The 18,973-nt window shown below is 67.0% G+C and carries 14 protein-coding genes; 5 read left to right on the top strand and 9 right to left on the bottom strand.

Features of this window, described 5'->3' with window-relative positions:
* Window positions 1-26: 26 nt before the first annotated feature.
* The gene (locus QE394_RS13170) at window positions 27-1,595 is read right to left on the bottom strand and encodes an NCS1 family nucleobase:cation symporter-1 (RefSeq protein ID WP_349034743.1); all 1,569 of its coding nucleotides are present in this window, start codon (window positions 1,593-1,595) and stop codon (window positions 27-29) included.
* Window positions 1,596-1,925: 330 nt separating this feature from the next.
* Between QE394_RS13170 and aceE the strand changes: the two genes are divergently transcribed.
* Together aceE and nboR are read left to right on the top strand one after the other, a co-directional pair.
* A complete protein-coding gene (aceE, locus tag QE394_RS13165; protein WP_349034742.1) occupies window positions 1,926-4,691 on the top strand; it encodes a pyruvate dehydrogenase (acetyl-transferring), homodimeric type in 2,766 nt (921 codons plus the stop codon).
* Window positions 4,692-4,768: 77 nt separating this feature from the next.
* Window positions 4,769-5,404, top strand: a complete 636-nt coding sequence (nboR, locus tag QE394_RS13160) for a nicotine blue oxidoreductase (RefSeq protein WP_349034741.1) — start codon at window positions 4,769-4,771, stop codon at window positions 5,402-5,404.
* Here nboR and QE394_RS13155 read toward each other — a convergent pair.
* The 7 genes from QE394_RS13155 to QE394_RS13125 all read right to left on the bottom strand — a co-directional run bounded on the left by QE394_RS13155 (window position 5,393) and on the right by QE394_RS13125 (window position 14,306).
* The gene (locus tag QE394_RS13155) at window positions 5,393-6,034 is read right to left on the bottom strand and encodes a uracil-DNA glycosylase (RefSeq protein WP_349034740.1); all 642 of its coding nucleotides are present in this window, start codon (window positions 6,032-6,034) and stop codon (window positions 5,393-5,395) included. The two genes, nboR and QE394_RS13155, sit on opposite strands and share 12 nt — an antisense overlap.
* A gap of 26 nt (window positions 6,035-6,060) precedes the next feature.
* Entirely contained in the window at window positions 6,061-7,041 is a 981-nt protein-coding gene (locus tag QE394_RS13150; RefSeq protein WP_056078168.1) for an aldo/keto reductase, read from the bottom strand.
* Window positions 7,042-7,095: 54 nt separating this feature from the next.
* The gene (locus QE394_RS13145) at window positions 7,096-9,936 is read right to left on the bottom strand and encodes a molybdopterin cofactor-binding domain-containing protein (protein ID WP_349034739.1); all 2,841 of its coding nucleotides are present in this window, start codon (window positions 9,934-9,936) and stop codon (window positions 7,096-7,098) included.
* Window positions 9,937-9,938: 2 nt separating this feature from the next.
* Window positions 9,939-10,874 carry an FAD binding domain-containing protein gene (locus QE394_RS13140; protein WP_349034738.1) on the bottom strand — a complete coding sequence of 312 codons (936 nt, stop codon included), beginning with the start codon at window positions 10,872-10,874 and terminating at the stop codon, window positions 9,939-9,941.
* On the bottom strand, window positions 10,865-12,133 hold the full coding sequence (locus tag QE394_RS13135; RefSeq protein WP_261621149.1) for an XdhC/CoxI family protein: 1,269 nt from the start codon (window positions 12,131-12,133) through the stop codon (window positions 10,865-10,867). Before QE394_RS13135 ends, QE394_RS13140 begins: the two co-directional genes overlap by 10 nt.
* Before the next feature lie 97 nt (window positions 12,134-12,230).
* Entirely contained in the window at window positions 12,231-13,796 is a 1,566-nt protein-coding gene (locus QE394_RS13130) for an NCS2 family permease (protein WP_349035408.1), read from the bottom strand.
* Window positions 13,797-13,811: 15 nt separating this feature from the next.
* A complete protein-coding gene (locus tag QE394_RS13125) occupies window positions 13,812-14,306 on the bottom strand; it encodes a nucleoside deaminase (protein ID WP_045732180.1) in 495 nt (164 codons plus the stop codon).
* 419 nt (window positions 14,307-14,725) lie between these two features.
* Between QE394_RS13125 and QE394_RS13120 the strand changes: the two genes are divergently transcribed.
* Both QE394_RS13120 and ligD read left to right on the top strand, forming a co-directional pair.
* Window positions 14,726-16,120 (top strand): 8-oxoguanine deaminase, encoded by a 1,395-nt coding sequence (locus QE394_RS13120; RefSeq protein WP_349034737.1) that lies wholly within the window; start codon window positions 14,726-14,728, stop codon window positions 16,118-16,120.
* Between the two features lie 31 nt (window positions 16,121-16,151).
* A complete protein-coding gene (gene ligD, locus QE394_RS13115) occupies window positions 16,152-17,396 on the top strand; it encodes a non-homologous end-joining DNA ligase (protein ID WP_056078151.1) in 1,245 nt (414 codons plus the stop codon).
* Here ligD and QE394_RS13110 read toward each other — a convergent pair.
* Window positions 17,393-17,578: a hypothetical protein gene (locus tag QE394_RS13110; protein WP_261621147.1), complete on the bottom strand. Its 186-nt coding sequence runs from the start codon at window positions 17,576-17,578 to the stop codon at window positions 17,393-17,395. The two genes, ligD and QE394_RS13110, sit on opposite strands and share 4 nt — an antisense overlap.
* A gap of 356 nt (window positions 17,579-17,934) precedes the next feature.
* Here QE394_RS13110 and pucL point away from each other — a divergent pair, with 356 nt between their 5' ends.
* On the top strand, window positions 17,935-18,843 hold the full coding sequence (gene pucL, locus QE394_RS13105; protein WP_056078144.1) for a factor-independent urate hydroxylase: 909 nt from the start codon (window positions 17,935-17,937) through the stop codon (window positions 18,841-18,843).
* Window positions 18,844-18,973 lie beyond the last annotated feature (130 nt).

The raw sequence follows: 18,973 nt of genomic DNA, 5'->3' as shown, positions 1-18,973 counted from the left end.
GGTTGAACGACGCGGGCAGGCGCTGGTCAGTGGGTGCTGGCGACGGCGATGGACTCGCCGTCGCGGTCTTCCAGCCGTTGCGTCCGGTCGGAAACGAAGTAGTACACCACTGCCGCGATGCTGGCCGCGAAGAACCAGGCGAAGGGGGCCACGGCGGCCAGCGCCGGAACGAAGGCGATACACAGGGCCACGACGGCGGCCGGCACCATGGCGGTGATGGCCCGCGGGTTGACGCCTTTGCGGTAGAAGTAGGCGCCGTCGGGTGAAGCGGTGTAGAGCTCGGGGACGTTGACCTTGCCGCGGCGGATCAGCCAGTAGTCGGCCATGACCACGCCGAACAGCGGGCCAAGCAGCGCTCCGAGGCCGCCCAGGAAGTAGAGGATGACCAGGGGGTTGTTGTAGAGGTTCCAGGGCAGGATCACCAGGCCGATGACGGCGCTGACGACGGCGGCCCGCCGGAAGTTGAGCCGCTTGGGGAACAGATTGGTCAGGGCGTACACGGGGGCAACGAAGTTGGCCATCAGGTTGACCGCGATGGTGAGGATCAGCAGGGCCAGGCAGGCCAGCACCAGGAAGAGCGTGTTCGGGATGGTCTGGACGATGTCCGACGGGCTCTGGATGATGGTGCCGTTGATCTTGAACTGGCCGCCGGCCATGACCACCACGATGGCGCCGAAGAGCAGCATGTTGATGGGGATGCCCCAGAAGTTGCCCCGCACCACGGCGTTCTTGGAGACGGCGGACCGGGTGAAGTCGCAGAAGTTCAGCACGAACGTGCCGTAGATGGATACCCAGAGGGCTCCGCCGGCGAAGATGGTCCGCCACATGTCCAGCCCTTCAAGGGCGTTGTTCGATGACCAGGCAATGGACCCGCCCGCTTCCATGAAGATCCAGATGGCCATGGCTGCCATGGTGGCCAGGATAACGGGACCGGCGAAGGCTTCGTACTTGCGGATCATCTCCATGCCGAAGCTCACGATGACCAGCTGCACCACCCACAGGACCAGGAATGCGGCCCAGCCAAGGGTGGACAGCCCCAGGATGGAGTCTTTGTCCAGGTCCGCCAGTGCGGGGAACATGGCCACGAGCATCACGCGGAACACGACGGAGGCGAGGTAGGTCTGGATGCCGAACCAGGCCACCGCGACGGCGCCGCGGAGGAGGCTGGCGATCTGGGCTCCCCTGATGCCGAAGCTGATCCGGCTCATCACCGGGAAGGGAACGCCGGTCTTGACGCCCATGAAGCCCGAGAGGGTGAGCAGCCCGAACAGCAGCGCCGCTCCGATGCCCAGTGCCAGGAGGATCTGCCAGCCGCCGAGGCCGAGGGCGAACAGGCCGATGGCGAAGGCGTAGTTTCCGAGGCTGTGCACATCGTTGGCCCACAGCGTGAAGATGCTGTAGCTGGTCCAGCTGCGGCCTTCACGCTTGGTGGGGGCAAGGTCCACGTTGTAGAGGGTGGGGCTGATGCTCTTGCCTGATGCTGCGCTTGCTGCGTCGCACAGGGCGTCAACGCCAACGGCCGGATGGGTGGGAGCAACTGACGGCGTTGTCAGGTCCTGGGCCGCGTCAATGCCCGCCGAAGGAGGGGTCTTCATAAGGTGGTCTCAATTCGTTGGGGCTTCCGGGGTGGTGAGTCCGACGTTGGGAGTCAGTCCTGCTGGTCCCCGTCGTTTCTGTTATTCCACTCTGCGGAATCGAGATATTGAATAATGAAAACCAGCGTATGACCTGGGTCACGTACGGTCAAGGCGATACTGCCGGCCGGAACAGTCACAAACAGTTGGAAAGGCCCCGACTATGGCCCGGGATGCGGGCCACGGGCTGCCGCATTGACCCGACCCGCACCTCGCAGATAATCTCGTCATACAGAAATGTTTTCTCACAATACGAAAACATGGGCCATTCGAAGATGAAAAGAGGCTCCCGTGGCTGCAGGAGAAGATACCTCCCATATCCTCAGCGGGTTGACTGACCAGCTGCCTGATCGTGATCCGGAAGAGACTGCGGAGTGGGTTGAGTCCCTGGATGCGTTGATCCGGGAACAGGGTACCGAGCGTGCCCAGTACATTATGCGGAGCCTGCTGCAGCGTGCGGGCGCGCAGAGTGTCGGGGTGCCGATGGTGACCACCACCGATTACGTGAACACGATCCCCGTGGACCAGGAAGCACCGTTCCCGGGCAACGAAGAGTACGAACGCCGGTACCGGGCGTACATGCGGTGGAACGCCGCGGTCATGGTGCACCGGGCGCAGCGGCCCGAGATCGGGGTGGGCGGGCACATCTCCACCTACGCCGGTGCCGCGACCCTGTACGAGGTCGGCTTCAACCACTTCTTCCGCGGCAAGGACGCCCCCGGCGGCGGGGACCAGGTCTTCTTCCAGGGCCACGCCTCCCCCGGCATGTACGCCCGCGCGTTCATGGAAGGGCGCCTAACCGAGGAGGACCTGGACGGGTTCCGGCAGGAAAAGTCCCGGGCCGGCCACGCCCTGTCCTCCTACCCGCACCCGCGCCTGATGCCGGACTTCTGGGAATTCCCCACCGTGTCCATGGGTATCGGCCCGATGAACGCGATCTACCAGGCCCAGTCCAACCGGTACCTGCACAACCGCGGCCTGAAAAACACGTCCGACCAGCAGGTCTGGGCGTTCCTGGGCGACGGGGAAATGGACGAGCCCGAATCCCGCGGCCTGCTCCAGCTCGCCGCGAACGAGAACCTGGACAACCTGAACTTCGTGATCAACTGCAACCTCCAGCGCCTCGACGGGCCGGTCCGGGGCAACGGGAAGATCATGCAGGAACTCGAAGCGTTCTTCCGCGGCGCGGGCTGGAACGTGATCAAGGTCGTCTGGGGCCGGGAATGGGATGACCTCCTCACCCAGGACACCAACGGGTCCCTGGTGAAGATCATGAATGAAACCCCCGACGGTGACTACCAGACCTACAAGGCCGAATCCGGCGGGTTCGTCCGCGAACACTTCTTCGGCAAGGACCCCGCCACCAAGGACATGGTCGCGGACCTCACCGATGACCAGATCTGGAACCTCAAACGCGGCGGCCACGACTACCGCAAGGTCTACGCAGCCTACAAAGCCGCCACCGAGTTCAAGGGCAAACCCACCGTCATCCTCGCCAAAACCGTCAAAGGCTACGGACTCGGACCCAGGTTTGAGGGCCGGAATGCCACGCACCAGATGAAGAAGCTGACGGTGGAGGACCTCAAAGACTTCCGGGATTACCTCCGCATCCCCGTGTCGGATGAGCAACTGGACGCCGATCCTTACCGTCCTCCCTATTACCACCCGGGTGCCGATGCGCCCGAAATCGCCTACCTTCACGAACGCCGCAGGGCGCTCGGCGGGTCGGTGCCGGAACGCCGTTCGCATCATGAGGCTGTTGAACTTCCGGAAGCGAAGACCTACGAGGTTGCCAAGCGCGGCTCCGGTAAGCAGCAGGCCGCCACCACCATGGCGTTCGTGCGCCTGCTCAAGGACCTGCTCCGCGACAAGAAGTTCGGGCACCGGATCGTGCCCATCGTGCCGGACGAATCCCGGACCTTCGGCATGGATGCGTTCTTCCCCACGGCCAAGATCTATAACCCGGGCGGCCAGAACTACCTCTCCGTGGACCGCGACCTGGTCCTGGCCTACAAGGAATCCCCCGCAGGCCAGCTCATCCACCCCGGCATCAACGAAGCCGGCGCCGTGGCAGCCTTCACCGCCGCCGGCACCGCCTACGCCACCCACGGCGTACCCCTCGTCCCGGTCTACGTGTTCTACTCCATGTTCGGCTTCCAACGCACCGGCGACGCCTTCTGGGCAGCAGCAGACCAAATGACCCGCGGCTTCATCATCGGCGCCACCGCAGGACGGACCACCCTCACCGGCGAAGGCCTCCAACACGCCGACGGCCACTCCCCCCTGCTCGCCTCCACCAACCCCGCAGTAGTCACCTATGACCCCGCCTACGGCTACGAAATGGGGCACATCATCCGCGACGGCCTCGAACGCATGTACGGGCCGGCCGCAAGCGGCGAAGGAACCGGAGCTGGCTCCGACAAAAACCTGATGTACTACCTCACGGTCTACAACGAGCCCATAGTGCAGCCCGCCGAGCCGGAAAACCTGGATGTGCAGGGTGTCCTGGGCGGCATTTACCGGGTTTCGGCGTCGGGCGTTGAGGGACCGAAGGCGCAGATCCTGGCCTCCGGCGTGTCCGTGCCCTGGGCCCTCGAAGCCCAGCGCATCCTCGCCGAAGACTGGTCCGTCTCCGCCGACGTCTGGTCCGTCACCTCCTGGAACGAACTCCGACGCGACGGCCTCGCCGCCGAAGAAGAAGCCTTCCTCAACCCCGAACAACCCGCCCGGGTCCCGTTCGTCACCCAGCAGCTCGAAGGTGCCACCGGCCCCGTCGTCGCCGTCTCCGACTACATGAAAGCCGTCCCGGACCAGATCCGGCAGTTCGTCCCCAACGAATTCGCCACCCTCGGCGCCGACGGCTTCGGCTTCTCCGACACCCGCGCAGCAGCCCGCCGCTTCTTCAAAAACGACACCCACTCCATCGTGGTGAAGGCGCTGCAAATGCTCGCGGCCAGGGGTGACGTTGAGGCAGGCGCACCGGCCTACGCCATGGACCGGTACAAGCTCCTGGACGTCAACGCCGGGACCACCGGTGGTGTGGGCGGCGACGCCTGACCTGAACAACAGATCAGCGGCGGGGCAGTTTCCGGAAGGAAGCTGCCCCGCCGCCGTCGTGTGGCTAGGGTGCAGGTATGGAAGAAGGACGCATGCAGGAGCGGCGCACCACGGGCATCGTGCTGGCCGCGGGTGCCGGGACACGCCTGGGCCTCGGGCCCAAGGCGCTCCTGCCCTACCGTGGGCGGCCGCTGGTGGAGGCCACCGCCGGAACACTGTCCGACGGCGGCTGCCGGGAAGTGGTGGTGGTCCTCGGCGCGGGTGCCGTGGACGTCGTCGCGGCGGCCCACCTGGGCCGTTGCCGGATTGTCGCCAATCCGGACTGGCAGTCCGGCATGGGCAGTTCCTTCCTGCTCGGTGAACGGACGGCAGATCCGGCGGACCACCTGCTGGTGGCCCTCGTGGACCAGCCCGGACTCACCCCGGAAACGGTGGCGCGGCTGCTCGCCGCCCACCGTCCGGGCCGGATCACCGCCGCCGCGTACCGCCGTCGTGATCTCAATGGCGGCAGTCCCGTCAGCCAACTCCTGCGCGGCCATCCACTGCTCATCGACGCTTCGCTGCGGGCCGCGGTTGCCGCAACGGTGACCGGTGACGCCGGTGCACGGGGCTTCCTCCGCGCCCATCCGGAACTCGTGGACGAAGTGGATTGCACTGACCAGTCCACCGGCGAGGACATCGACACACCGGGCCAGCTGCGCCTACTGCAGTAGCAGCTGCTCCAGCCCGCTTTTAAAACCGGCCCGGCCGCCGTGGGCCGGGTGCCGGATCTTGGGCGCATCCACTCCGCTCCGGAGCAAGCTGCGATGGGCCACGTTACCCACGGCCACTATGGTGCGGACAGCGAAGAGCTGCGCCAGTGCCTGCCAGAACGGGGTGCCCAGGGCCGCTTCGGACGGCCGCGGCGTGCGGTTGGTCAGCGGCTGCCCCGGCTTGTGCGGATGCCACGGGAATGCACTCCACAGCAGCGGCAGGACGCCGAGTTCGGCCAGGACTTCCCACATCACCGTAGCCGTGGGTTCCGCCGCAACCCCCGCAGCCTCGGGCGGCAGGACGTATCCCTTGCCGGGCCCGAACAGCCCAAAGCTGTTGGCCGGCCCCTCGAAGATGGTCCGGTTGGTGAAGGGCACGCCGGTAATCCGCATGCCACGGAAGCCCGGCGCCTCGCCCACCAGCAGGACCGTTGGGCGGCGTTCCAGCATCTCCTGCAGATAACGCTTCAGGTTGTAACGGCGCAGCGCATTCTCCGGGACGGTGTGGTCGAAGAAGTTGGTCCAGTCGGCGCCCGGCTCCACGGCGGCGAGCGCGCCAATGAACGCGTCAACGCTGTCCGCGGGCCGCATGGAACTGTCCGGACCTGGAATCCCGGCTACCAGCGCGGGTGGATGGCCTCGCGGAAGTAGTGGTCGTAGATCCAGCGGACACCCTCGCCGAACTCATCGGTGACAGCCACGGACGCGGCGGCAGCGTTCGCCACGGCCTGGTCCACGTTGCGGGCACCGGGGATCACCGTGGTGACACCGTCCTGTGCGGCAATCCAGGCGATGGCGGCCTGGGCGGTGGTGGCGCCGGAGGGAACCAGTTGCTCGAACTCGGCCACAGCCTTCAGGCCAAGCTGGAAGTCCACCCCGGAGAAGGTCTCCCCCACATCGAAGGAGCCTCCGTCGCGGTTGTAGTTCCGGTGGTCGTTGTCCGCGAACGTGGTGTCCTTGGTGTATTTCCCGGACAGCAGCCCGGACGCCAGTGGGACGCGGGCAATGATCCCCACGCCCGCTGCCTTCGCGGCGGGCAGGACCTCGTCCAGCGGCTTGAGCCGGAAGGCGTTCAGGATGATCTGGACCGAGGCCGTTCCCGGGCGCCGGATGGCTTCCAGTGCTTCGTCCGTCCGCTCCACGCTGACGCCGTAATTGCGGATGGCGCCTTCGGACACCAGGGTGTCCAGGGCGTCGTAGACCTCGTTGCTGCTGAACACCGGTGTGGGCGGGCAGTGCAGCTGGACCAGGTCCAGGGTGTCGGTTCCCAGGTTCTTCCGTGAGCGGTCAACCCATTGGCGGAAGTTGGCCAGCGTGTAGTTTTCCGGGCGCTGGTCCATCCGGCGGCCCATCTTGGTGCCCACGGTGATGTCCAGCCCGGGGTTGTCGGCCAGGAATTTGCCGATTGCCTGTTCGCTCTTGCCGTCGCCATATACGTCAGCGGTGTCGAAGAAAGTGACACCGGCCTCAGCGGACGCCGCCAGGATGGCCTGGGCCTGGGCCGGGTCCACGTTGCCCCAGTCCGCGCCAAGCTGCCAGGTGCCCAGCCCCACGATGGAGACGTTCCGTCCGGTCCTGCCTAAAATCCGTTGTTCCATCCCCCGACTATAGGGGGCAGCCCGGCAGCCACCGGAATTTTACGGCCCGCCGGTTCACCGCACCGGCTGGGAATGGACGTGGTCCGCGGGCACCAACCCGGCCTCCTTCAGCCCCAGGTAGATCCGGTCCCGGGCAATGGGCAGGGACGCGAACCGCACTCCGGTGGCGTTCCGGATGGCGTTGGCCAGCGCGGGCGCTACCGGGTTGAACGGGCTTTCACTCATGGACTTGGCACCGAGCGGGCCAAGCTTGTCGTTGGTATCGGCAAAGTACACCTCGCTCCGCGGCACGTCCGCGAAGGTGGGGATGTGGTACTGCCGCAGGATGTCCGTGGTGACCTTACCAGCGTCGTCCACCACCACTTCCTCGTACAGCGCGGCACCTATGGCCTGGGCAATGCCGCCCTCGATCTGGCCGCGGCACTGCCGGGGATTGACGACCACACCGGCGTCGGCGGCCTGCACGCTTTGCAGGATCCTCAGTTCGCCGGTATTCCGGTTCACCGCCACGCGGAAGCCGTGCACGTTGAACGCCACCGACCGCGGGGTTCCACCCCAGCGGCCTTCGGCAGCGAGTTCGACGCCGGCTTCCGCAGCTGCCTGCGCCAGTTCCGACAGTGCCACGGCTGTCCCGTCCACCACCACGGCGTCTCCCTCGAGGACGCAGGCGGAGGCCTGGGTTTGCCGGATCCCTGCGGCAAAGGCCCGGATGCGGACAGCAAGCTCCTCTGCCGCAGCGAGCGTGGCTTTTCCGGCCACCACCGTGCCGGCCGAGCCGAACGCGCCGGTATCGTGCTCCACCAGGTCCGTGTCGGACTGCCGGACCGCCACCCGGGCAGCCTCGGTGGACAGCGCGGTGGCGGCAAGCTGGGCGTGGACGGTGGTGGTGCCGTTGCCGAACTCGGCCGTGCCGACGTCGGCCTGGTACGTTCCGTCGGGAAGGAGCCGCATCCGCGAGTGGGCGAAGTGTCCGCGCGGCGGCACGGTGTCGATCATGGACAGCGCGGCACCCTCGCCGGTCATCCATTCCGGTCCCAGCTGGTCCAGCCCAGCCGTCCGGTACCGTTCCAGGCCGCGGTCCAGGGCACCGCGCACCAGGTCCAGGCACTGGTCCAGCCCGTAGCTGCCGTAGTGCACGTCTTCCTCGGGTTCCGGGTGGGTGGACAGCATGTGGTCGCCTTCGCGCACCATGTTCCGGCGGCGGAACTCGTAGGGGTCCATGCCGATGCCGGCGGCTAGTTCGTCCATGGCGGACTCCACTGCGAAGATCATCTGGCTCAGCCCGTACCCGCGGAACGCCCCGGCCGGGACCGTATGGGTGTACATGGCGTGGGCGTCCACTTTTTTGTTGTCGCACTTGTACACGGCCAGGGATTCGCCGCAGCCATGGAACATGACGCCGGGGCCATGGTTTCCGTAGGCTCCGGTGTTGGTGAGGACGTCCAGTTCCAGGGCGGTGAGGTGGCCGTCTTTGCTGGCACCGGCCTTGAGCTTGATGGTGAACGGATGCCGCGTGGTGGTGGCGGTGAACTGTTCGGTGCGGGTGAGTTCCAGCTGGACGGGCCGCTTCAGCTTCAGCGCAGCGAGCGCCACGAGGTCCTCGGTGAGGACTTCCTGCTTGCCACCGAAGCCGCCGCCAACCCGCCCGGCCACCACATGCACCCGGTCCTCTTCCAGCCCGAACACCCGGCACAGGGTGCGCCGGACCAGGAACGGAACCTGGCTGGAGGTACGGACCTGGAGCCGCCCTTCGGCATCAATGGAGGCAATAGCCGCGTGGGTTTCAAGGGCCACATGCTGGACGCGCTGGGTCCGGTAGGTCTGTTCGTGGATGAAGTCTGCGGCTGAAAACCCATCCGCCACGCTTCCCAGCTCGGAATGCAGCTCAGCCACCACGTTGCGGTCCGGACGGGAGATCCGCGCGGTGGCGCCGTCCTTGTCACCGTGCACCAGCGGGGCGCCGGGACGCAAGGCATCCTGCGGCGTGAAAACGGAGGGCAGTTCTTCGTAGCCAACCTTCAACGCCCGCACGCCTGCCTCGGCGGCAGCTACGGATTCGGCGGCTACGGCGGCCACGCGCTGCCCGATGAACCGGACCACGTCATCCAGCACCCGGGTATCGTCCGGATCGTCGGTGAACAGTTCGTGCTGGGCGGTGGAGAAGAGCTGCTCCGGGGCGTCGTCGGAGGTGAAGACAGCCACCACGCCGGGGACCCGGAGGGCAGCGTCCTTGTCGATGGACACCACCCGTGCGTGGGCGTGCGGTGAGCGGAGGATCTTCAGGTGCAGCAGTGCCTGCTGCTGGTCCTGCGGGATGTCCAGGGTGTAGCGGGCCGCGCCGGTGACCACCGCACGGCTGGCGGGTGCGGGGACGTCGTCGCCGAGCTGGCCGTGTTCCGGGTCCGGCTGGCTTGCCCCGGCGATACCCGAGCCCTGCCCCTGCGGATCCGGGTGCCCCGCGTGGCCGCAGACGGCGTCAGCAATTGCGCGGTAGCCCGTGCAGCGGCAGAGGTTGCCCTTGAGGTTGCGGGGCAGGTTGTCCTTTTGTTCGTCGTCGAACGTGGCGGCAGTCATCACCATGCCGGCGGTGCAGAAGCCGCACTGGAAACCCTGCCGCTCCATGAACTGCTGCTGCACCGGGTGCAGGCCGGGACCGTCGCCGGATGCGGCGGCCAGTCCCTCGATGGTGGTGACCGAGTGCCCCTCGGCACGGACGGCGGGGTAGATGCAGCTGTGGACCGGCGTGCCGTCCACGTGGACCGTGCAGGCACCGCAGTCGCCGCCGTCGCAGCCCTTCTTGACGCCGGGGTTTCCCTGTTCCCGGAGGAAGGTCCGGAGGCACTGGCCCGGGCGGGGATCCGTTTCGGCCGGTGCGCCGTTGATGTTGATGGCCATGGTCAGGCCCCTTTCGGAAGTGCTGTGGACCCGGAGGCCGGGGTGCTCCGGGGAGGCCAGAAGTCGCCGGACACGGTGAGGCCCGCCGCTCCTGTGCCCTCAGGCGCTGCCAGTTCGGTACGGATTTCCTCGGCCAGCCGGTAGGTCATATCCCGCCGCCAAGCCGGGAGCCCGTGGATGTCATCGTGGTACAGGGCGGCCGGTATGGCGTCCTCGAGCGCGGCCGCCAGGTGGTCGGCGTCCGGGATCGTGTCGAAGCGCAGCTGTACGGGCCGCTTGGTCGCAGCGGTGACGGTCAGGACCAACGCGGTGCCGCCGTCGAGCCTTCCAATCAGCAGCACCCCGGATCTGCCCAGGTTGCTCAGCGACAGGCGGCGGAAGGCGGTTCGGGATGACAGGGCCGACGCCGGGAGGTGGACGCTGCGGAGCAGCTCGCCCGGTGCCAGGCAGTTCGTCGCGTCCCCGGTCACGAAGTCGGTCACGGGGACGCTGCGGCTGGTACCGCCGGGGCCCAGGATGGTGGCCACGCCGTCCAATCCCGCGCACAGCGAGATGACAGGCCCTGCGGGCAGTGAGGTGCACAGGTTGCCGCCCACGGTGGACATGTTCCACACCTTGAAGGAAGCAACGAAGGAATCGCAGCACGGCCGGACCAGGTCCAGCGCGGGCCAGGGCAGGCCTGCGGCGTCCGGGGATTCCGGGAGGCGGTACAGCTCGGCGATGGTGCAGGTGGCGGCGAGGTCGATCCCGTCATCGGTGACGGTGACAGCTGTCCAGCCTGCTGCGCCGAGGTCGAGGAGGCGCTTGAGGGGCTGGGGTCCGAAGGCATAGCTGCCATAGGAGAACAGGACCGTGCCGCCGGCGAGCCAGGCGTCGCCGTCGCGCCACTGTGCGGGGTCCGTGGTGGGGACCACTGCCTCGATGGTGTTCATGTCCATGCGTTCTCCTGCTGGTAAAGGGTGGTGGGCGCCGACGGACCGGTAATCGCAGCCTGGCCAACGTGGTTCCCGTGGATGGGCCCGGAACGGTCCCGGAGCGGAATGCCGGTGGCGGCGCGGGTCCGGGCGGCGATGAGCTCGGCCGTGATGGACACGGCCACCTCCGCCGGGGTGACGGCGCCGAGGTCCAGGCCGATTGGTGAATGGAGCTGTGCGATCCGGCCGGGCGGGATGCCCGCACTGAGCAGGCTGTCGACGCGCTGCAGGTGGCTGCGCCGCGACCCCATGGCCCCCACGTAGGCGAGGTCGAGGCCGAGGGCCGTTTCGAGGAGCGGAAGATCGAACTTGGGGTCGTGGGTGAGGACGGCCGCCACGGTGCGGCTGTCCAGCCTGCCCGCCGCTGCCTCGGCCGCCAGGTACCGGTGCGGCCAGTCCGTGACCACGGCATCCGCGGCGGCGAACCGGGGCTGACTGGCGAAAGCAGGGCGGGCGTCCACGAGGGTCACGTGGTAGCCGAGGAGCTTGGCCGCAGGCACCAGGGCGGCGCCGAAGTCATTGGCGCCAAACACCAGCATCCGCGGTGGAGCCAGCCGGGATTCCACCAGCAAGGCAGGTTCGCCGTGGCTGCCCGCCGCCCGGTCCGGAAGGCACCCGTCCGGACCGGGCAGCGGAACCAATCCGGTACCGCCGGTCCGCAGCAGCGCCTGGAGAAGAGCAGGAATTTCCGCCCCTTCCCGCCCGGATCCCACGGCACTCAACAGCGCCGCGAGTTCCGGTGCCGCCGCGTGGGCACTGGCCGGATCCGGCAGGACGACGGCGGCCCCTCCCCCGGCGGCGCCGTCCGGTGACAGGCGCCGCACCAGGGCAACGGGTTCGCCGGCGATGCCGCCCGCCAGGTGGATGAGGGCTGCGCGCAGCGGGTGCGGCGTGCCGCCGGGCACTGCGGCGGACACCGGTTCCACGTGGATGTCCAGCTCTCCGCCGCAGGTGAGCCCGGCGGCGAAGGCATCCGTGGAACTGAAGCCGAAGGTCCTGCGGCGGCTGCCGCCGTCGTCCATGGCGTCCTGCGCCAGCGCCACCACGGCGCCCTCCACGCATCCGCCGGAGAGGCTGCCCAGCACAGCCCCGGACTCAGCGACCAGCATGGAGGTGCCAACTGGCCTGGGCACCGAACCGCCGGCACCAACAATGGTGGCAACGGCAAACCGTCCGCCCAGGTGGGGCGTCCAGCTGCCGAGGAGTGGAATCAGGTCAAGCATTGCGGTGCTCCTTCTTCCGCGCGGCGGTGGTGTCCATATTGTCGTTCCTCGCAGGTGGTTGGGGAAGGTTGCCGCGGCCGAAGGGGCGCGCGGCGGGTCAGCCGCCCAGCAGGGCGTTGATGGGCCCGCGGGCGAAGTACACCAGGAACCCGGCGCTGACCACCCACATGAGCGGATGGATCTTCTTCGCCTTTCCGGACGCGGCGCCGATGATGGCCCAGCTGACGAAGCCCACACCGATGCCGTTGGCGATCGAGTAGCTCAGCGGCATGGTCACGATCGTGAGGAATGCCGGCAGCGCCACCGTGAACTTGGTGAACTTGATCTCGCGGATTTGGGCCATCATCATGGCGCCCACCACCACCAGGGCAGCGGCCGCGACCTCCAGCGGCACCACGCTGGTGAGCGGGGTGAGGAACATCGAGCCCAGGAACAGCACGCCGGTGACCACGGAGGCCAGGCCGGTGCGGGCCCCTTCGCCGATGCCGGCAGCGGAATCGATGTAGACCGTGTTGGAGGAACCGGAGGTGGCACCGCCGGCAACAGCGCCGAAGCCTTCCACGATGAAGGCGGACTTGAGCCGCGGGAACGTTCCGTCTTTGTGTGCGACGCCGGCGCTCTTGGCCAGGCCGGTCATGGTGCCCATGGCGTCGAAGAAGTTGGTGAACACGAGGGTGAAGACCAGCATGGTGGCTGCAAGTCCGCCGATCCTGGCGAACGAGCCGAAGAGGTCGAACTGGCCCACCAGGCCCAGGTCCGGAGCTGACACGAGCTGGCCGGACAGGACGGGGGTGTTCAGGTGCCAGCCGCCGGGGTTGGTGGCGCTGGCGGGGCCGATCTTCATGAAGGCTTCGACGACGGCGGCCAGCACGGTGGTGCCGACGATGCCGATGAGCAGGCCGCCCTGGACCTTGCGGGCCACCAGGATGCCCATGGCCAGGAGGCCAACGACGAACACGAGCGTGGGCACGGAGGTGATGGAGCCGCCGTCGCCCAGCTGGACGGGAGGACCTCCCGCGGTGGGCCGGACGAAGCCGGAGTCCACGAAGCCGATGAAGGCAATGAACAGGCCGATGCCCACGGTGATGGCGGCCTTGAGTTCCTTGGGTACCGCCCGGAAGATGGCGGTCCGGGCGCCGGTGACGCCGAACAGCACAATCAGGATGCCGTTGATCACCACCAGGCCCATGGCTTCGGCCCACGTGACCTCCTGGATCACGGAAACGGCCAGGAACGAGTTGATGCCGAGGCCGGCCGCGAGGCCGAACGGAAGGTTGGCGATGAGGCCGAAGAGGATGGTCATGACACCCGCCGTGAGGCCGGTGACTGCCCCCACCTGGGCTGCGGAGAGCCAGCCGCCCGCCACGTCGGTGGGGGCGTTGTCCGCGCTGAAGCCGCCCAGGATCAGGGGGTTCAGGATGACGATGTACGCCATGGTGAAGAACGTGACCAGGCCGCCGCGGAATTCGCGGGCCACGGTGGAGCCGCGCCGGGTGATCTGGAAGAACCGGTCAAGGATGTTGTTTGGCGCCGGCGGGGTGCTTCCTTGCCGTCCCCGCCCGGTTGCCGTTTGCGTGTCGCGTGCCCCTGCGGGCTCTGCACTGTTGTCACCCTTCGGGAACAGTGCAGCCTGCTTTTCAGAGGAATTGTCCAGGATTGTCATGTCAGCCACCGGGCCCTAGTAGTCAATCCTGGATTCGAGCGTGTTCCAGGTGTTGAACGGCTCCAGCGGGGCCGGCGCCTGGGGATCGGCCAGTTCCAGCTTGGAGACCGGCATCAGGGAGTCCCTGTCCTGGTTGTCGAAGTACTCGTAGAAGACGGCGTCGTCGAAGCCCACCGAGGCGGCATCGTGGCGGTCCGCGGCGAAGACCACGCGCTCCACGCGGGCCCAGAGTGCCGAGGCCAGGCACATGGGGCATGGCTCGCAGCTGGTGTAGAGGACAGCGCCGCTGAGGTCGAAGGTGCCCAGCTCGCGGCAGGCGGTGCGGATGGCGGTGACTTCGGCGTGGGCGGTGGGATCGTTGTCCGCGGTGACGCGGTTGACGCCGTCGAACGTCTTGCCGTCCGCGGTGACGATCATGGCGCCGAAGGGCCCGCCACTGTTGAGGACGTTGGCTGTTGCCAGCCGGATGGATCGGGCCAGGAACTGCTCGGCCGTGACGGTGGTACTCATGATGCGACTTCCTTAGTGCCGGGAAGCCTGAAGCCGCGCAAAGGACCAGAGGAACCAGGTGCGAACGGTTACCAGGCTTCAGCATGTGCTGTGAAGGTTTAGTTGCGCCTGGTAGATAGCTTCCCGGGTTTCGGGTGCCCGCCTTTGGCAGAATCGAGATTAGCACCGGTTTGTGGTCCACGCCATAGGTTTCTGGAAATTTAATTTCGCAATGTGAAATCAATGTTTCGCGCTCTTCACCGGCCGCGCCCATCCCCCGGTCACATTCCGCGGCCATTGACGCAGGTCACCGGCATTCCCTACGCTGGTGCGGACCCGGACCGCCCGCCGCATGGCAGTTGGCAGTTGGCAGCCGGCCACCTGGATCAGCAGACAGGGCCTCACTGAGCTGGAACGTGCAGAACTCCGCCCAGACAAGGATGCCTTCCGTGACTCTTCCCTCCCCTGCTTCCGCCGCCACCAATCCCGCCGCCCGGCTCTGGATCCGGAACCCGCTGGCCGTCTTCACCGCCAATTCCCTCGACGCCTCGGGCGGGCTGGTTATCAGCAACGGCGTCATCACGGAGGTCCTCGCCGCGGGCCAGCAGCCGTCCGCACCCTGCTCCCAAACCTTCGACGCCGGCAGCCACGTCCTGCTTCCAGGGCTGATCAACACGCACCACCACTTCTACCAAACCCTGACGCGCGCCTGGGGTCCGGTGGCCAACGCCCCGCTGTTCCCCTGGCTGCAGAACCTGTACCCGGTGTGGGCGCGGCTCACGCCGAAGGACCTCGAGCTGGCAGCCACGGTTGCCCTGGCCGAGCTGCTGCTGTCCGGCTGTACCACCGCGGCAGACCACCACTACCTGTTTCCGGCCGGCCTGGAGGATGCCATCGACATCGAGGTTGCCGCAGTGCGCCGGCTGGGCATGCGCGCCACACTCACCCGCGGTTCCATGACGTTGGGAACGGACGACGGCGGCCTGCCGCCACAGTCCACGGTGCAGGATCCGGACGTGGTGCTGGCGGACAGCGGGCGCCTGGTCTCGGAGTACCACGAGCGCGGCGAGGACGCGGCGGTCCAGATCGCCCTGGCCCCGTGCTCGCCGTTCTCGGTGACCAAGGAAATCATGGCCGAGAGCGCAGCCCTTGCCGAACGGCTGGATGTGCGGCTCCACACGCACCTGGCCGAGACGCTGGACGAGGAGGACTTCTGCCGGGAACGGTTCGGGCTGCGGACCGTCGACTACCTGGACAGTGTCGGCTGGCTGACGGACCGCACCTGGCTGGGGCACGGCATCCACTTCAGCGACGCGGAGATCACCCGCCTCGGCGCGGCCGGAACCGCCGTCGCACACTGCCCCACCTCCAATATGCGCCTCGCCTCGGGAACGGCCCGGGTCCTGGAACTGGAGGACGCGGGCGTTCCCGTGGGGCTGGGAGTGGACGGCTCAGCGTCGAACGATGCCTCCAACATGATCCTCGAAGCCCGGCAGGCCCTGTACCTGCAGCGCCTCCGCTACGGTGCGGACGTGCCGGTGGAGCGGGCGCTCGGCTGGGCCACCCGGGGCTCGGCGGCGGTGCTGGGCCGGAAGGGACTGGGCCAGCTTGCACCCGGGATGCAGGCCGACCTCGCCCTGTTCAAGCTGGACGACCTGCGCTTCTCCGGCAGCCACGACCCCATCGCGGCGCTGCTGCTGTGCGCGGCTGACAGGGCTGACCGGGTCATGGTGGGCGGTCAGTGGCGCGTGGTGGACGGCCGGATCCCCGGACTGGACATCCCCGCGCTGATTGCGGAGCACTCCACGGCAGCGCGCAGGCTGGTCAACGGCTGACAGGCATCAATGCCGCTGCTAGCGTGGCGCCATGACTCCGTCAAAGACGCCGGCCGAGATCCTGGACATCGAGGGTGTTGAGGTCCGGATCTCGAGCCCGGACAAAGTGGTGTTCCCCGAGCCGGGCCTGACCAAGCTGGACCTGGTGCGGTACTACCTTGCGGTCGCGGAGGGTGCGTTGCGGGGTGCCGGCGGCAGGCCAATGGTGCTGAAGCGGTTCCCGAAGGGCATCGACGCCGAACCGTTCTTCCAGAAACGCGTCCCGGAAAACCATCCGCCGTTCATTGACACCACCACGCTGCACTACGCCTCCGGGACGTCGGCGGAGGAAGCCGTCATCCGGGACGCGGCCGGCCTCGCGTGGGTGGTGAACCTCGGCTGCCTGGACCTGAATCCGCACCCCGTCCGGGCCGAGGACCTGGAGCATCCCGACGAGTTGCGGGTGGACCTCGATCCCATGCCGGGCGTGGACTGGTCGCAGATCGTGGACGTGGCCTATGTGGCGCAGGAGGTCCTCGACGACGCGGGGCTGGTGGGCTGGCCGAAGACCAGCGGGTCCCGCGGGCTGCATATCCTGGTGCGTATTGCGCCGGAGTGGTCCTACAAGGATGTCCGGCTGGCCGCCGAAACCCTGGCCCGCGAGGTGGAGAACCGGGCCCCGGGCCTGGCCACCGCGCGCTGGTGGAAGGAGGAACGCGGCGAGAGCGTGTTCGTTGACTTCAACCAGAACGCCAAGGACCGCACCGTGGCATCGGCGTACTCGGTGCGTGCACTGCCCGATGCACGGGTGTCCACGCCGCTCACCTGGGATGAGGTGCGCACCGTCCGGCCGGAACGTTTCACGGTCCCCACGGTGCTGGAACGGTTCGCGGACATCGGCGATCCGCACGCGGGCATTGATGCCGCCGCCGGGTCGCTGGACGGGCTGCTGGCACTGGCGAAGGAACTGGGACCGGCAGAAAAGGCGCCCCGCGGCGCGAACGGCACCGGGCGCCGGCAGTCCCTGATGCCGCTGATCGAGGTGGCGCGCACCAAAACCAAGCCTGAGGCGCTCAAGGCACTGGAGGATTGGAAGTCCGGGCACGCCGTCGTCGTAAAATCCCTGCAGCCCGCGGACGTCCTGGTGGACGGAATGCGGGGTTCAAGCTCGCTCTGGTACCGGGTGCGGGTCAACCTGCAGCACGTCCCGGATGCGGACCGGCCGGGCCAGGAAGACCTCATCGCGGACTACGATCCGTGGGCCGGAAAGGAATGGCCCGGCCGCCCCGGAGCTTAGCGCTGCCGGCCGAAGCCCGGGAGGGTGGAGATCCAGCGCGAGAAGCGGCTGGGTTCGTGGATTCGGTCCTCCGGAACAAAGAAGTCCGGATCGGTGCCGCCGCCGAGGGGGAGGTAGAACTCCGGAACCGCACGGCCCGCCGTGTTCGCCGGTGCAACTGCCTGTGAATCCTGCTGGTACATCTGATCCTCCTCGATTTCTTATTTCGTATTATGGAAAGTAATTTTTGCTGTACGAAAAGAGTAGGTTGATCCCTGACGCTGAGTCAATGGTTCCGCGGGGCGGCTCAGGGGGCCGCCGGTCACAATCGGATTTTTCTCCTTGTGATGTACACCACCGGCTTGCGGGGGTACGCTGTTAGGCAACTCGTGGCGCAGGTCACGTAACCTGGGAGCAGCAGGCAGGGTCGTAATGAGCTGGCATCAATGGATGCCGGCTCTTTTTTGTTGGGTCGGCTCCACCGGAAACGCGCTTGAAATGCGCGCTTAATTTCAGTGATGGAACCTTGGTTCCACTTACCGGAGATTGGGAAAAGACCATGAGCAGCAAGATCATTCTCGGCGAAAACCAGTACGGCAAGGCCGAAGTCCGCGTCGTCAAGATCACCAGGGACACCAACCGCCACGAGATCGAAGACCTGAACGTCACCTCGCAGCTGCGCGGCGACTTCTCCGCGGCCCACCTGGAGGGCGACAACGCCCACGTGGTGGCCACGGACACCCAGAAGAACACCATCTACGCCTTCGCCCGCGACGGCATTGGCTCCCCGGAAGCATTCCTGCTGCGCCTCGGCGAGCACTTCACCTCCAGCTTCGACTGGGTCAACGGCGGCCGCTGGGAAGCCGAGTCCTACTCCTGGAACCGCATCCAGGCCCACGGCAGCGAACACGACCACTCGTTCGTCCGCAACGGCCAGGAAGTCCGCACCGCCGTCCTGGTCCGCGACGGCGCCACCAGCCACCTGGTTTCCGGCCTCAAGGACCTGACCGTCCTGAAGTCCACTGAATCAGGCTTCGTCGGCTACCCCCGGGACCGCTACACCACCCTCCCGGAAACCACCGACCGCATCCTCGCCACAGACGTTTCCGCCCGCTGGCGCTTCAAGACCGGCACCGATTTCAGCACGCTTGACTTCAACAAGAGCTACGACGACGTCAAGGGACTCCTGCTCGAAGGATTCACCGAGAAGTACTCCCACGCCCTGCAGCAGACCCTGTTCGACATGGGCACCAAGGTCCTGGAGGCCCACAGCGAGATCGACGAGATCAAGTTCTCCATGCCCAACAAGCACCACTTCCTGGTGGACCTGTCCCCCTTCGGACTGGACAACCCCAACGAAGTGTTCTTCGCAGCCGACCGCCCCTACGGCCTGATCGAAGCCACCGTCCAGCGCGACGACGCAACCGCAGCACCCGCAGCCTGGTCCGGCATCGCCGGCTTCTGCTAAAGCCTGCACGCTTTTCGGTTTCGGCGGGCTCGGCCCACCGTTGTTGAGCCCGTCGAAACCAACCCACAGCTTCACCTGTTAGCCAGACAACGTTAGCCAGACGATGACGTCTGCCATGAACCAAGAAAGT

The organism is Pseudarthrobacter sp. SORGH_AS 212 (assembly GCF_030818145.1).
Taxonomy (GTDB): domain Bacteria; phylum Actinomycetota; class Actinomycetes; order Actinomycetales; family Micrococcaceae; genus Arthrobacter.
Note: the sequence above shows the minus strand (reverse complement) of the source record. Positions and strands in the feature narration are given on the sequence as shown.

Coding starts and splice junctions, on each gene's coding strand:
- QE394_RS13170 (WP_349034743.1), bottom strand. CDS start 1,595: ATGAAGACCCCTCCTTCGGCGGGCATTGACGCGGCCCAGGACCTGACA.
- nboR (WP_349034741.1), top strand. CDS start 4,769: ATGGAAGAAGGACGCATGCAGGAGCGGCGCACCACGGGCATCGTGCTG.
- QE394_RS13155 (WP_349034740.1), bottom strand. CDS start 6,034: ATGCGGCCCGCGGACAGCGTTGACGCGTTCATTGGCGCGCTCGCCGCC.
- QE394_RS13150 (WP_056078168.1), bottom strand. CDS start 7,041: ATGGAACAACGGATTTTAGGCAGGACCGGACGGAACGTCTCCATCGTG.
- QE394_RS13145 (WP_349034739.1), bottom strand. CDS start 9,936: ATGGCCATCAACATCAACGGCGCACCGGCCGAAACGGATCCCCGCCCG.
- QE394_RS13140 (WP_349034738.1), bottom strand. CDS start 10,874: ATGGACATGAACACCATCGAGGCAGTGGTCCCCACCACGGACCCCGCA.
- QE394_RS13135 (WP_261621149.1), bottom strand. CDS start 12,133: ATGCTTGACCTGATTCCACTCCTCGGCAGCTGGACGCCCCACCTGGGC.
- QE394_RS13130 (WP_349035408.1), bottom strand. CDS start 13,796: ATGACAATCCTGGACAATTCCTCTGAAAAGCAGGCTGCACTGTTCCCG.
- QE394_RS13125 (WP_045732180.1), bottom strand. CDS start 14,306: ATGAGTACCACCGTCACGGCCGAGCAGTTCCTGGCCCGATCCATCCGG.
- QE394_RS13120 (WP_349034737.1), top strand. CDS start 14,726: ATGCCTTCCGTGACTCTTCCCTCCCCTGCTTCCGCCGCCACCAATCCC.
- ligD (WP_056078151.1), top strand. CDS start 16,152: ATGACTCCGTCAAAGACGCCGGCCGAGATCCTGGACATCGAGGGTGTT.
- QE394_RS13110 (WP_261621147.1), bottom strand. CDS start 17,578: ATGTACCAGCAGGATTCACAGGCAGTTGCACCGGCGAACACGGCGGGC.
- pucL (WP_056078144.1), top strand. CDS start 17,935: ATGAGCAGCAAGATCATTCTCGGCGAAAACCAGTACGGCAAGGCCGAA.